This window comes from Mammaliicoccus sp. L-M44 (assembly GCF_022386355.1).
Classification (GTDB): domain Bacteria; phylum Bacillota; class Bacilli; order Staphylococcales; family Staphylococcaceae; genus Mammaliicoccus; species Mammaliicoccus sciuri_A.
The window spans coordinates 120,126-134,680 of record NZ_JAJNIU010000003.1 but is presented as its reverse complement, the minus strand read 5'-3'; the positions used below and the strand labels follow the sequence as shown (position 1 = coordinate 134,680).

18 protein-coding genes are annotated in these 14,555 nt (G+C 31.2%); 2 read left to right on the top strand and 16 right to left on the bottom strand.

Going from position 1 to position 14,555, the window contains the following annotated elements; translation table 11 throughout:
• The first annotated feature begins 134 nt into the window (after window positions 1–134).
• A complete protein-coding gene (rpsT, locus tag LQ611_RS02675; protein ID WP_025904213.1) occupies window positions 135–386 on the top strand; it encodes a 30S ribosomal protein S20 in 252 nt (83 codons plus the stop codon).
• Window positions 387–459: 73 nt separating this feature from the next.
• Here rpsT and holA read toward each other — a convergent pair whose 3' ends face one another.
• Window positions 460–1,434 (bottom strand): DNA polymerase III subunit delta, encoded by a 975-nt coding sequence (gene holA, locus LQ611_RS02670; protein ID WP_103360664.1) that lies wholly within the window; start codon window positions 1,432–1,434, stop codon window positions 460–462.
• Between the two features lie 91 nt (window positions 1,435–1,525).
• Between holA and LQ611_RS02665 the strand changes: the two genes are divergently transcribed.
• Window positions 1,526–1,663, top strand: coding sequence for a YqzM family protein (locus LQ611_RS02665; RefSeq protein ID WP_075577996.1), 138 nt, complete (start codon window positions 1,526–1,528; stop codon window positions 1,661–1,663).
• A gap of 34 nt (window positions 1,664–1,697) precedes the next feature.
• Here LQ611_RS02665 and LQ611_RS02660 read toward each other — a convergent pair whose 3' ends face one another.
• From LQ611_RS02660 to accC, 15 genes are all read right to left on the bottom strand, one after another.
• A complete protein-coding gene (locus LQ611_RS02660) occupies window positions 1,698–3,860 on the bottom strand; it encodes a DNA internalization-related competence protein ComEC/Rec2 (protein WP_239709323.1) in 2,163 nt (720 codons plus the stop codon).
• 165 nt (window positions 3,861–4,025) lie between these two features.
• Entirely contained in the window at window positions 4,026–4,481 is a 456-nt protein-coding gene (locus tag LQ611_RS02655; protein WP_037588364.1) for a ComE operon protein 2, read from the bottom strand.
• 60 nt (window positions 4,482–4,541) lie between these two features.
• The gene (locus tag LQ611_RS02650) at window positions 4,542–5,189 is read right to left on the bottom strand and encodes a helix-hairpin-helix domain-containing protein (protein WP_232339595.1); all 648 of its coding nucleotides are present in this window, start codon (window positions 5,187–5,189) and stop codon (window positions 4,542–4,544) included.
• Window positions 5,190–5,231: 42 nt separating this feature from the next.
• Window positions 5,232–5,948 carry a class I SAM-dependent DNA methyltransferase gene (locus LQ611_RS02645; protein ID WP_103360666.1) on the bottom strand — a complete coding sequence of 239 codons (717 nt, stop codon included), beginning with the start codon at window positions 5,946–5,948 and terminating at the stop codon, window positions 5,232–5,234.
• On the bottom strand, window positions 5,948–6,301 hold the full coding sequence (gene rsfS / locus LQ611_RS02640) for a ribosome silencing factor (RefSeq protein ID WP_048539678.1): 354 nt from the start codon (window positions 6,299–6,301) through the stop codon (window positions 5,948–5,950). Before rsfS ends, LQ611_RS02645 begins: the two co-directional genes overlap by 1 nt.
• 12 nt (window positions 6,302–6,313) lie before the next feature.
• Complete coding sequence (yqeK, locus tag LQ611_RS02635) at window positions 6,314–6,886, bottom strand: bis(5'-nucleosyl)-tetraphosphatase (symmetrical) YqeK (RefSeq protein WP_025904220.1); 573 nt, start codon at window positions 6,884–6,886, stop codon at window positions 6,314–6,316.
• Window positions 6,876–7,436, bottom strand: coding sequence for a nicotinate (nicotinamide) nucleotide adenylyltransferase (gene nadD, locus LQ611_RS02630; RefSeq protein WP_173400392.1), 561 nt, complete (start codon window positions 7,434–7,436; stop codon window positions 6,876–6,878). The genes yqeK and nadD overlap by 11 nt, the downstream gene beginning before the upstream one ends.
• A gap of 16 nt (window positions 7,437–7,452) precedes the next feature.
• Window positions 7,453–7,743, bottom strand: coding sequence for a ribosome assembly RNA-binding protein YhbY (gene yhbY, locus LQ611_RS02625; RefSeq protein ID WP_103360667.1), 291 nt, complete (start codon window positions 7,741–7,743; stop codon window positions 7,453–7,455).
• On the bottom strand, window positions 7,737–8,555 hold the full coding sequence (gene aroE, locus LQ611_RS02620; RefSeq protein ID WP_103360668.1) for a shikimate dehydrogenase: 819 nt from the start codon (window positions 8,553–8,555) through the stop codon (window positions 7,737–7,739). Before aroE ends, yhbY begins: the two co-directional genes overlap by 7 nt.
• A gap of 12 nt (window positions 8,556–8,567) precedes the next feature.
• Window positions 8,568–9,668, bottom strand: coding sequence for a ribosome biogenesis GTPase YqeH (gene yqeH / locus LQ611_RS02615; RefSeq protein ID WP_107565848.1), 1,101 nt, complete (start codon window positions 9,666–9,668; stop codon window positions 8,568–8,570).
• Between the two features lie 2 nt (window positions 9,669–9,670).
• Window positions 9,671–10,195, bottom strand: a complete 525-nt coding sequence (locus tag LQ611_RS02610; RefSeq protein ID WP_025904225.1) for a YqeG family HAD IIIA-type phosphatase — start codon at window positions 10,193–10,195, stop codon at window positions 9,671–9,673.
• Window positions 10,196–10,425: 230 nt separating this feature from the next.
• A complete protein-coding gene (locus LQ611_RS02605; protein WP_107565849.1) occupies window positions 10,426–11,115 on the bottom strand; it encodes a 5'-methylthioadenosine/adenosylhomocysteine nucleosidase in 690 nt (229 codons plus the stop codon).
• A gap of 68 nt (window positions 11,116–11,183) precedes the next feature.
• Window positions 11,184–12,422 carry an NRAMP family divalent metal transporter gene (locus LQ611_RS02600; protein WP_103360755.1) on the bottom strand — a complete coding sequence of 413 codons (1,239 nt, stop codon included), beginning with the start codon at window positions 12,420–12,422 and terminating at the stop codon, window positions 11,184–11,186.
• Between the two features lie 11 nt (window positions 12,423–12,433).
• Window positions 12,434–13,192 carry a 5-oxoprolinase subunit PxpA gene (gene pxpA / locus LQ611_RS02595; protein ID WP_103360756.1) on the bottom strand — a complete coding sequence of 253 codons (759 nt, stop codon included), beginning with the start codon at window positions 13,190–13,192 and terminating at the stop codon, window positions 12,434–12,436.
• A 12-nt stretch (window positions 13,193–13,204) separates the two neighbouring features.
• On the bottom strand, window positions 13,205–14,542 hold the full coding sequence (accC, locus tag LQ611_RS02590; RefSeq protein ID WP_232339648.1) for an acetyl-CoA carboxylase biotin carboxylase subunit: 1,338 nt from the start codon (window positions 14,540–14,542) through the stop codon (window positions 13,205–13,207).
• Between the last annotated feature and the right edge of the window lie 13 nt (window positions 14,543–14,555).

Here is a 14,555-nt window from a genome sequence, read left to right as displayed (position 1 = left end):
CTATCAATAAAGTGTTATGCTTTATAAGGAATGTGTAAATAATCATTGCACTTATGCCCTACATTTGATAAAATATTTTTTGTTGCAATCAAAAAATATTTGATCACGGACAACATATTTAGGAGGTGACTCTCATGCCAAACATTAAATCTGCTATTAAACGCGTTGCTGTTACAGAAAAGAAAGACGCTGCTAACATTTCACAAAAAAATGATATGCGTTCAGCTGTAAAAGCTGCTAAAACTGCAATCGAAAACAATGCTGAAAACAAAGCTGAATTAGTTTCATTAGCTGTTAAAAAAGTTGATAAAGCTTCTAAAAACAATCTAATTCATTCAAATAAAGCTGATAGAATTAAATCAAGCTTAATGTCAAAAGCTAACTAATTATGTGAGAGCGTGACACAGAACATTCTGTGTCGCGCCCTTTTTTTATGGAATGAAATACCAACCTCATATCTTATATTTTCAAAATGAAAAGTTCTAATATGAGTACTTTATCCATATATGAAGATTTCAATTGGTAATCTGTATCAGCACAAATATCAATAGTCGCTAATAAACGATCGAGTGATAGCTTTCTAGTAATACGTAATGCCAGTTTTACCCTATATGGATGTACACCAATCGTTCTAGCAATTTGTTGTTCGCTATAATGTTTACCAGCAAGTATCTTACATTGATAATACAAGCGATAATTACTTGTGATTAACGCTAACAGCTTAATCGGCTCTTCTTTCATATTGATTAAGTCTTTCAGTAAATTAATAGACTTTTCTTTTTGACCTTTCTGAATATATTCCGTTAACAAAAATACATTCTGTTCTAGAGAACGACTCACAATTTCTTTAACGTCCTGTTTATTAATAACCGCTTCATCACCAATAAATAACACTAATTTATCCAATTCCGCTTTAATTATATTAAATTGAATTCCTGTCAGTTCTAGAAATTCTATCAATGCATCTTCTTTAATATCTTTATATTGTTCATGCAAATAAGATTTAATCCATTGTTTAATTTCTTGTTCAGTCATTTGGTCAATTTTATTAAGTCTTGCATTTTTCTTAACTGTTTTAACGAGTTTCTTTCTCTCATCTAACTTCTCATTAAACACGTCAAACACGACTAACGTATCACCATCATACTGTTCAATAAATTGAATCAATTGATCGATATTTTGATTAATTTGAGTACTAACTTTTTCTCCTGTAAAAAGGTAAGCATTCTTAACATGTACAACTTTTTTGTCTGAGAGGAATGGTAAAGTTAATGATTCTTCTATCGCACTTGAAATAGGTGTTTCGTATAAATCAAATTTAACATAATTGAAATCGTCTCTTTCTCCACCTAAATATTGATTTATAATTTCGTCAGATTTTTTCTCAATAAGTGCATTTACTGCACCATAATTCAATACAATATTGTCTTCCAAAATAAGTCTCCCTCTCTTATAAAGTTCTAATTAAGTATAGCATTTTTAAGTTTAATATCATATAATGAAAGTAAGTATAGGAGGGAGTCATATGAACAGATTTGAAGGTGAAAATACTCAAGGGCGTAACAATGATGTTAAAGACTCTGGATTTGGATTTATAATTGGTTTTGTATTCTTAGCTGCAATTTATATTATTGCACAAGTATTCAGTTTACTACCAAACTAATATATCAAATCCATTTATATAAGCTTACAAACGACTACTGTCGATTGTAAGCTTTTTTATTATGTTCTTGTAGTCCATTTGTCATCATCATGGTGTCTTTATTGATTTGAAATTGCACCATTCCGTAATCTTGTGTATTGAACACTTTACAATTGTTTTGTTTAAGTTTATTTACAATGGCCTCTTTCGGTAGCCCGTGTCTATTATGTCGACCAGAACTTATAACACATATTTGTGGCTTTGCTTTGAATAAAAAACTATCACTTGTACTTGTTAAACTACCATGATGCGCTACTTTTAAAATATCATAATTACCTTTAAGTTGACTCAATATACTTTGCTCTACCTTTTCTGTTGCATCACCCGTCGTTAATATTGTTCTGCCAAACGAAGTGATTTCAGTAACGATTGACGTATCATTCTTATCTTCATAATTCGGACTATTTTGGTTAAAAAATTTATACGTCGATTCTCCAATCTTTAATTCATTCAAATTTGAGCTATCTACAATTTGTGTGTTCGTTTCTTTAACCTCTTCTAACAAATGTTTTAATTCACGACTATCCCAAGTCTTCTTGTTGATAATTAAATGTTTAATTGATACCTTTTTACTCAAAGTAGCTAATTCTCCCATATGAACTGCATGTGGATGTGTAATGATTAAATAATCAATCTTTTGAAATCCCATTTCTTTAAGTTCGGGCACAATAATTGAATCTGTATAATTTGATATTTTATTTCTAGTTTGCCACGGTTTCTTCTTCAATTTATCTTTACCACCAGTATCAATCATCACAATTTGATTCACATCATGATGATAAGCAATCATTGCATCTCCTTGACCAATATCAAGAAATTTTAAAACAACCTCGTTATGATTAAAGTGATATGTGATGGCAATGACTAACATTGTGAAAAGGAGTAAAGATTTAATATATATCCTTTTAATAAATAACATTAAAACTAACACTTCTATAATGAGAATGATTAAATATATCCATTCGGTTAGATTTTTAACGACCAACTCATTTATAGGAATACGACTCATAACATCTATTAATTTAAAAGTTTGATTCATACAAATTTCTATTAGTGTCGTAAATAAATTAGGAACTTCCCCAAAAGTGGCAAACATCAACATGAATAACATCACAAGTGGAAAAATAATTAATTCAAAAAGTGGGATAAAGATGAAGTTTGTTATAAATCCTAGCCATTGAAAAGTATTAAAGTGAATCAGTAATATGACAAATGAGGATAATTGAGATACGACATTGATCGTAATGATTTTGTGGATTGTATTGAAAGATTTTATAAGTGGTATACATAAAATGATAAACGTGGAGACGATATAGGATAATTGGAAACCAATATCGAAAATAATATGAGGATTATAAATTGTATAAACAATGAAAGTGATAGATAGTATTTGTAAAGCGTCTATTTTCATGACTTTATTCAAAATCATATAAACCATTACCACACCTACTGCTCTAAGAACACTCGGACTTAAACTAGTTAAAACAGCATATATAGGTAATAAAATAAATATCATATTCTCGGCATGATGATATTTGATGTTCATCCTAAGTAATAATTTGAATAAAAATATATTTAACAATGCGACATGCGATCCACTTACAGCATATAAATGATATATACCTAATTTTTTAAGCTGCTCTATTCTTTCTTCACTTAAATAAGTTGTATCCCCTAAAGTGAGCGCAATAATATCATCAACACCATCTATATCAAGTTGTTTCATCTCATGGATTAAATTCGTTCGATATAGTTGAATACGTTCGATCATATTTAATGACCGACTTGTACAAGTATTAAAAAATAATTGTTCTATTTTAATAACACCTTTAATATCATGATTTTGCAAAAACTCAAAGTATTGAAATTTTAATGCGTTAGTATTAGGTATAGTTTGATTTAAAGAGTAAGTAATACGACAATTTTTTAAATACGGCATTTGATTTAAAAGTTTAAGCTTTTCTTTTTCATTTTTAATCGTATAAAATGCTTTAAACGTTTGATTATGGATTTGTCCTTCAGCTTGAAAGCCGTCTCCATCAATCGTTAACTTATCTCCAAACTGAATCACTTCAGTATAATTTTTATGATTTTTTGAGACGTTAAATGATTCGTAATATTGTAATGGATCATTTGGATAAATTAAGTAACCTATCATAAAAAATATAAAGCTCATTACCAAAATTTTTAATGATTGCCATTTAATATAGCAACTTATAACTAAGATAATGAGCATGAATATACTTACATAAGGATGTACAAAGAAAATTAAACCGGACAATAAATAAAGTGCAAAATAAAACCACATCTTAAATATTAGTCCTTACTTTAAATATTTAATAATGTCTTCTGGATGGAAATTGATTTTTTCGTAGTGTACACCGGACTGTTCTAACAGTTGTATTGCATATGTATGATTATGATAATCGTCAGCATAATAAATTTGTTTAATACCAGCTTGTATAATTGATTTCGTGCAATTTAGACAAGGAAAATGTGTAACATAAATAGTCGCACCTTCTGAGGAAACACCTAACTTAGCACATTGTATAATCGCATTCATTTCAGCATGAATAGTTCTTATACAATGACCGTCCACTACAAGGCAGCCATTATCTATACAATGTTCTTCTCCTGAAACAGACCCATTATATCCACCAGCAATCACTCTATTATCTTTAACGATTGTTGCACCGACAGATAACCGTTCACACGTTGACCTTAATGATAATAGATGACTTTGAGCCATAAAGTATTCTTTCCATTCAATTCTATCCATTACACATCGACCTACCTTTCATATATTCTTATTGTAAAATTTAACAAGTATAAATGCAATTTAATTTAAAACGATAAAATCTTTTAAACTTTCGACTGTTTTATCTCCAAATCCTTTAACCTTCTTCAAATCATCAACAGTTTTAAATTCTCCATTTGTTTCTCTATAATGTAAAATGGCATCTGCTTTACTTGGACCGATACCAGGTAACTTTTCGATTTCTGATTTATCACCTGTATTAATATTGACTTCTACTTTATCATTTGTAGATTGGTTTGTATTAACACTAGGCACATGTTCGCCGTTTATTGGAACATATATATACATTTGATCTTTAAGTCGTTCTGATAAATTGATTTTAGACAAATCTGCATTATGCTTTGTTTGAGCTTTCTTTAATACATCATGTACGCGATCCTTTGAAGACATAGTATATGTATTGGGATAATTAACAGCTCCTTTTACATCTACTACTACGTTTCTATTAACTTCTTTAGTAGATTTAGATTCATCTGTCTTATCAACAGCGTTATCATCTGAAGACTGTTGTTTAACTTCATTTGTTGTATCTTGTTGATGAATGATAGCTTCATTATCATCATTACCAGTGAAAAGGCTATTACAAATGAAAAATAATACAACAATCATGATGATTGCAAGTTGGTAATTCTCTATTAGCCATTCCTTCATTTCATAAATATATTTCAAAAAAACACCTCCTACATTATTAAACGTAGGAAGTGTTCTAAATTACTTTCTTGCAACTATAAAATGTCTATCGCCATTTTCATCAAATTGATCGATATTGAAATCAGTAAATACACTTTCAACTTTAAATCCAGCAAAGTCTAAAAGTTGTTTATAAAGGTCGATTTCATATGTGACTTGATAATGTTCTTCATCGAATCGTTCGTAAAGTCCATCTTCTCTTTCAATGAAAAATGACATTTGATGATATACACTATTAGGTTCTTCACCAGCAATTGCTTGCCATGCTAAAGTTAATTGTTCTGTTTCATCAATATAGTTACGGTTATTAAATTGGTGATTCATCTTATATAGCGAATGCACATCAAATATTAGCAATCCACCATCATTTAAAAATTGATTAACATAGTTAAATACTTGAAGAACTTCTTCAGGGTCTGTTATATAATTCAAGCTGTCACAAAAGATAGTAATTACATTGTAACTTTGTGGTAAGTCTAAATCTCTCATATCTTGGCAATACCAATTAATATTAGGATTACGACTTTCTGCCACTTCTAACATCTCTTCACTTAAATCAAGTCCACTTACGCGACCATATTCTAATAATTGTTCTGTTAAGCGTCCTGTACCACAACCAATATCCAAAATATCGTTATCATTACCTGTAACATAATGACCGACGATGTGTTTCCATTTATCATATGGTTGATCTTCAGTTAGAAGGTCATAGTAATGGCTCATACGATTGTATGCCATTATTGTGCTACCTCATTTAGAGTGATAATTGGTGCGTCTTTATATAATCTTTCTAAGTCGTAGTAATCACGCTCTTCTCTATGGAATACGTGTACAACAACGTCACCTAAATCAATTAATACCCATCTTGCTTCATTAAAGCCTTCTAGTCTTTTCACTAATACTTCATTTATTTCCGCTTCATCTTTAACATTTCTTGCAATAGCTTGAACTTGCTTGTCACTGTTACCATGACATACAACAAAATAATCAGCTATATCGCTAATACCTTTCATATCAATTGCAATAATGTCTTCAGCACGTTTATCATCACATGCGAGTAACGTTTGTTTCATTAAATCATTTGAATTCATTTAACCATTCCTTTATTGTTCTGAATGCATATTATAATAATTTAAGCATTCTATAGTTTTTAAATGTACTGTTTTATCCTTATTAATTAAGTGTAACACTGTACGTTTTGATATTTCATATACTGCTTTATCCAAGTTGCGTTCTTTAAAGACAATATCTCTAATTTCGTCTACACCTGGAGTTGTTCTTTTAGGTTCAATATAGTCAGCAATAAAAATTATTTTTTCAGTCTTATTCATTTGCGCTCTACCAGTCGTATGACTATAAATTGCGTAATAAATATCTTCATCATTTATATCATATTGATCTTTAAGCCTTGCAGCAGCAACTGGTCCATGTAGTATTTCTGAGCCATAACTCAATAAATCTTGCCCTAGATCATATTGCGTTACACTTTGATATAACGCTGAAAGTTCTTCATATTTACATAAATCATGCAGTATACCTGCTAATTCAACTTTTTTCATGTCACCATCAAAGATTTCTGCCATTTTCTTACCTGTTTCGGCTACTCTCATAGAGTGATTATATCTTTTTGATGGTAACGTTTCTTCAACCAATTTGACTGCTTTTTTAATTTTCATACAATCGTCCCCTTTTGATATATCTTTCAATTCGTGGCGTAACGAGCATCTTTATAGATTGACGATTTTTACATCTATTGCGAATGTCTGTTGAGCTTACATCAATTCTAGGAATGTGTAATGCTAACATCCCTTCTTTAACATCTTGTTTATCAACTTCTCTATTAACAACTACAAATGTTAACAATTCTTTTAATTCTGCAATGTTTCTCCATTTATGCAAATTCTCGTATTGATCTGAACCGATTACAAAATATATTTGATAATCAGGAAATTCTTGTTTAAATTCTTTAATTGTATCAAATGTGTAACTCGTACCTTTTCTATTAAGTTCTCTCTCATCAACTTCACCGAATTGCAAATCTTCAATAGCTAATTCTAACATTTTTACACGTTCTGATTCTATTAAATAAGATTCGTTATGTTCTTTAAGTGGTGATTGATAACTTGGTAAGAAAATGAATTTATCAGGTTGAACAAATTGATATGCTTCACTCGCAACTAACATATGTCCAATATGAATTGGATTAAATTGACCTCCATAGATCATGAGCTTTTTCATAATATTATGGTAGTTCTAATCTCTTATTTTCTTTAGATTCTTTATATAAGACAATAATATTACCGATAAGTTGTACGAGTTCAGCACCTGCTTGTTCAGCAATTGATTCAGCTACTTCTTTATGATCATCCATATTATTTTGTAAGATATGAATTTTGATCAATTCTCTTTTTTCAAGTACGTCTTGCACTTGTTCTATCATATTGTCATTTAATCCGCCTTTTCCAATTTGGAAAATTGGATCTAAATGATGCGCTTCTTTTCTTAAATATCTCTTTTGTTTACCTGTTAACATAATGATCTCCTTTTAAGTTCCTCTTGTACTTTATTTCTCATTGATTCTATATGGGCTTCTTGTCCCGTCCATATTTTAAAACTTTCTGCGCCTTGATAAACGAACATATCCAATCCGTTATATATTGCAATACCTGCTTGTTCACATGCTTGCAGTAGCGGTGTCTTGTCAGGAATATAGATAATATCACAAACTAAACTATTTTTACTTATCTTCTCCACAGGAATAATGAATTCACTATGCTGTGTATTCATGCCAACCGGTGTCGTATTAATAATAATATCAAATGTATGAAGAACAGATTGAACATCTGTCAGACTTATAGTTTCAATATCAATTTGCCAATTATCAAATCTAGACATCGTTCTATTTGCCACTGTTATTTTATGATTCGTAAACTTCTGCATTTCCGAAACAATACCTTTACTCGCACCACCAGCACCAAGTACTAAAATTTTACGATCTTGAATGCTACCGTAATGTTCAATTAAACCTTTAACAAAACCAATACCATCTGTATTATACCCAATCCATTTATTATCTTGTATTAGAACTGTGTTAACAGCACCAATATGCTTAGCATTTGAAGATACTTCATCTAAATAAGGCAAGATGGATTCTTTATGAGGTATTGTAATATTAAAGCCGTCTAAAGCTTTTTCATTTATTATTTCTTTAATATGTTTAAATTGTTCTGGTGGAATATCTAAAGCACCATATTCATCTTCCCTACCTAATGCTTCAAAACTTGCTGCGTGCATAATCGGTGAAAGCGAATGGTTAATAGGATGTCCGATAACTCCAAACTTCATTTAATTCACCTCTTATAAAATAGATGTTCTTAATGTAACTTCGACTTCTTTAGGCGCCGTAACATGTATTTCTGCACCTGCATCTACAGTTACAAATCCTAATCCTGAAATCATAACATCTTTTCTTTCAGATTCGGTTGTAATCTCAGTTGTTTTTAAGTTGTCGAAGTTAAAGTTTGATGGATCATATGGTGGTTTAAGAAGCTCACCAATTTGACGTTTCCATAAATCTTCAGCGTTTGATAACTTTGTTCTATGAATGTTTAAGTCGTTTGATACAAAACATGTTAAAGAACGTCTACCGCCACTTACATAATCTACTCTAACTAAGCCACCTAAGAATAAGCTTTGTTCTTCGTTTAATTGATAAACTTTTGGCTTAATTTCTTTTTTAGGCATAACAACTTTCAATTCTTTATCTGTAACGTAATGCGTCATTTGATGACTTTGAATAATACCAGGTGTATCAAACATATATGAATCATCATCTAATGGAATATCAATCATATCTAATGTTGTACCAGGAAAATGACTTGTTGTAATCACTTCTTTTTCACCGACACTCTTTTCAATCAATCTATTGATTAATGTAGATTTACCAACGTTTGTTGTACCCACTACATAAACATCTTTACCATCTCTTACTTTCTCGATAGTTGATAGTAAATCATCAATTCCTTGATTTTTATATGCAGAAATCAATACAACTTCGTCAGGATTAAGTCCAAAATCTTTCGCACGATTTCTTAACCAAATTTCAACTCTTCTTTTATTAATAGCTTTAGGTAAGATATCCATTTTATTCGCGACAAGTACGACTTTTTTCTTACCTACTATATCTTTTAAGCGATGTATCATAGATCCTTCTAAATCAAATACATCCACAACATTGACAATAAGACCATCTTCATTGTGAAGAGATTTCAACATGTTTAGAAAATCTTCACTTGTTAAATCAACATCTTGGACTTCGTTATAATTTTTAAGTCTAAAACATCTTTTACAAATGACATCTTCTTTATTCAAACTTGATTGTGGAACGTATCCAGCTTCATTTGGATTTTCAGATTGAAGTGTTGCACCACAACCAATACATTTAGCAAACTCTGTCAAATTTATTCCTCCCAGTTAATTAAACCTTTTCTCTTAAAGTAATTTAAAAATCTTCTTTCTATTAATCGATTGAATTTCGTAACGAAACCATCTGTCTTTTTCACAGGTACGACCATAATTGTATATAATCCGTTTCTATTTCCACCAAACACATCTGTTAACATTTGATCACCAATAACAACTACTTCAGACTTATTGACGTTCATTAATTTAGCTGCTTGTCTAAAAGCTTTACCACGTGGTTTACGTGCTTTAAAAATATAATCAATATTTAATGTTGATGAAAATGACGCAACACGTTCTTGATTATTATTAGAAACAATCGTAACTGTTATACCATTATCTTTCATATTTTCAAACCAATTTCTCACTTCATCAGTTGGATCTTTAACATCCCAACCTACTAATGTATTATCTAAGTCTGTGATAATTGCTTTTATATTTTTAGATTTTAAATGTTCAGGTTCGATATTAAATACTGATTGAACATATTCATTTGGTAAAAAATATTTTGTAAATAATCCCATTATTACACCTCAATATTATCTTTTATTTTAACATAAATCATATATACATTCCTTTAGTTGAATACAAAATAAAAGTGTTGCAAATCACTTATGATTCGCAACACTAAATATTATTCTGTAATTTCACGGTCAGAAGATTTTTCAACTTCTGTATTCGCATAAATCACATAACCAACAAGTGCTGTAGCAATGACAGCGATAGCCATTAATATTAACATGAAACTGCCTCCTTATGCCACTCTATTTAATAATAATTTTACAATTTTACTAGAATTGACGCAAGCTACTTTTAAAAATTCTTCAAAAGTAACATCAGATTCTTTATCTGCTAAATCTGAAACAGCTCTCGTAACAATAATAGGCACATTATATTGGTAACAAGTTTGCGCAATTGCACCAGCTTCCATCTCTACGACACTTGCAGTAGGAAAGTTAGATTTAATCACTTTACGCTGATCAATTGAGCCAATGAAACTATCACCTGTAGCAACCTCACCAACAATACCATTTAAATCAAGCTGTTCTATTGATGATTTCGCTAAGTCGATTAATTTACTATCAGTTTCATAAAATTCTGGCATACTTGGTACTTGTCCCAATTTATAGCCAAATGCCGTTGCATTGACATCATGATAATAAACTTTATTACTAATAATGATATCACCAATATTTAATTCGCTATCAACAGAACCTGCTGACCCTGTATTAATGATTAAATCTGGTTTAAATTCATTGATTAGTAATGTTGCTGTAATTGCAGCATTTACTTTACCAATACCACTTTGTGCTAATACAACTTGTTTATCTTCTATATTACCTTTATAAAAAATAACATGTGCAATTTGGATTGTTTCTCTATTTTCAATAGATGACTTTAATATTTCTACTTCTTCTTCCATTGCTCCAATAATACCAATCATGCTTTATCACTCCATCATATTCATTCAATATTTATATTAACATAATTAGTATACTTTGAAATACGTTTTTAACTATTCCATAAACTTTGTAAGCCTTGTAATGATAATACCCCTGCTATTAATGTTGTAACAACAGCAACAACACCAATTACAATCATCCAAGTTGGGTGTTTATAGTCACCAACGATACTTTTCTTCTTAGAAGCAATTAAAATTGTTCCTAAAGTTACTGGTAAAATTAAACCGTTCAATGCACCAGCAATAATTAATAATTTAACCGGCTTACCAATTGTTAAGAATACAATAGATGAAACAACTATGAAAATAATAATAACTAAGTTTCTATGATTTTTAATAGATGGATGCAATGATTGAATAAATGTTGTACTTGTGTATGCACAGCCAATTACTGATGATAATGCTGCTGCAAATAATACAACACCGAATACTTGTTTACCGACAGGTCCTAATACATGTTCAAATACAGAAGCTGGTGGATTGTCTGGATTTAAAGTGAATCCTGTAACAACAACACCAAGTACTGCTAAGAATAAAAATGTTCTCATTATACCCGTTGTTAAAATACCTGAAATGGCCGCTCTATTTACAAATGGTATATAACCTTTTCCAGTGATACCTGCTTCTAACAATCTATGAGCACCTGCAAATGTAATATAACCACCAACAGTTCCACCAACCAATGTGATGATTGGTACAATGAGTTTACTAATATCATCAGGTACAATCATTTTTTGTGCCGCTTCGACAACTGGTGGTTTCGTTAATACCATTACATAAGCAACAATGGCAATCATGAGTACACCTAATATTTGTGTAATAATATCTACGACTTTTTGTGCGTTTTTAACAACAAATATTAAAATTGCTAATACGCCTGTAATACCTGCACCAATTCTTACATCTAAACCGAATATCGCATTAAGTCCTAGCCCAGCACCTGCAACGTTACCGATGTTAAATGCTAGCCCACCAATAGCGATTAATATTGCGATAAATGTACCTAACCCCTTAAACACATCATTCGCGATATCTTGTCCACCTTTACCTACAACTGTGATAACACGCCAAATATTAATTTGTGCACCGATATCAATCAGAATAGATGCAAGTATTGCAAATGCAAAGCTTGCAAGAAATTGCTCAGTAAAAACTGCCGTTTGAGTTAAAAATGCTGGTCCAATAGATGAAGTAGCCATTAAGAATACTGCACCCCATAGAATTCTTCTATGTTTATTTGTTATTTCAAACGGTTGATTTAACTCCTCATACCCTTTATTTTGCTTCATACGCTTTCCTCCTATTTCATTGCACTAATTTCTATGCCTTCAGCTTTAAACTGTCGAATAATTTCTTGAACAAAATCTAAAGCATGTTGTCCGTCTCCATGTACACATATTGTATCTGCTTCAATCGGAATTTCATTTCCATTTATCGTGATAACTTTAGATTCTTTAACCATTTTAATAACTTGTGCGACAGCTTGGTTTGTATCTTTAATAAGCGCACCTTCTTTTTTCCTAGAAACTAATTGGCCATTATCCTCGTATGCACGATCAGCAAATACTTCACTCTTATATGTTAAATTATGACGTTTACATGATTCGATTAGTTCACTATTAGATAAACCAACGAATAATAACTGATCATCAAAATCTTTCACCGCTTTAACAATTGCATCGGCAATTTCTGGATCTTTAGCACCCATTTGATATAACGCACCATGTGGCTTAACATGGTGTATTTTTGTTTCGTGTATTTTACAAAATCCAGCTAATGCACCTAATTGATAAATCACTAAATCATAAACTTCTTCTGGTGTAACATCTATGTTTCTACGCCCAAATCCAATTAAATCTTGAAAACCTGGATGAGCACCTATATGTACATCATGTTGAACCGCCAATTTAACTGTTTCATTCATAACGTGTTGATCTCCTGCATGAAAACCACAAGCGACATTTGCAGAAGTGATTAAAGGTAATATACTTTCATCATTACCAAGTTTATAGTTACCAAAGCTTTCTCCTAAATCACAATTCAAATCAACTTGTACCACAATACCCTCTCCTTAAACGATTTTATGTTCATGTAGAAACTTAATGGTTATATCATTTTTAATATATGGTTCATAACTCAACACGCGATATAAAAAGTCTAACGTTGTCGGAAAACCATCAATGACCGTTTCTTCTAACGTACCTTTCATTTTTTCAATTGCTTCAAGTCTATCTTCACCTTTAACAAGTATTTTAGCGACTAATGAATCATAGTATGGTGGAATTTGATAACCATCATATAACATACTGTCTACTCTCGTATTAAATCCATTAGGTAAATGTAAAGCTTGAACAACACCTGCTGCTGGGCGGAATTGTTTTTCTGGATTTTCTGCATTTATACGACATTCAATCACATGCCCATCAAAATGGATATCCTCTTGATTAATAGATAACTTCTCACCATTAGCTACTAATATTTGTTGCTTAATTAAATCAACACCTGTTAATAATTCTGTGACTGTATGTTCAACTTGAATGCGTGTATTCATTTCTAAGAAATAATAGCCGTCATCAGTTAGTAAAAATTCAATTGTTCCAGCACTTTCATAATTACAAGCTTTAGCGGCTTTTACAGCATCTGTGTGTAACGAATTTCTTGTACTTTGATCTAATGCTGCACAAGGTGCTTCTTCGATTAACTTTTGGTTCTTTCTTTGAATTGAACAATCTCGTTCACCGAGATGAATTGCTTCACCATGTTTGCTCGCGAGTATTTGAACTTCCACATGTCTAGCTTCATCAATAAATGTTTCAATATACACACGTTTATCTCCAAAGTATTTTTCGCCTTCAGATTGAGCCTCTTTAAAGAATTGTTCAAGTTGGTCAGGTTCTTGTACGATTCGAATACCTTTACCACCACCGCCACTAGCAGCCTTTAACACAAATGGATATCCTATTTTTTGAGCAACTTCTTCTGCTTCTTTAACTGTCTTTACTTCTCCAATAGACCCAGGAATAATAGGTACGTTCGCGTTGTACATCGTTTCTCTTGCTTTTATTTTATCTCCCATTAAATCCATCGTGTTATAACTAGGACCAACAAAGATAATATTTTCTTCATCTACTCTTTTTCTAAAAGTCGTGGATTCTGATAAAAATCCATAACCAGGATGAATCGCATCTGCTTTACTCATCTTACAAGCTTCTAAAATGCGTTCAATATCTAAATAACTATCACTTGATTGACTTGGTCCAATACAAATGGCTTCATCTGCTAATTGCACATGTAAACTATCTTTATCTGCTTTGGAATATATTGCGATTGTTGTGATATTCATCATTCTACATGTTCTAATGATTCTTACCGCAATCTCGCCTCTGTTTGCAATCAGTAAACGCTTAATCATATAAATCCCC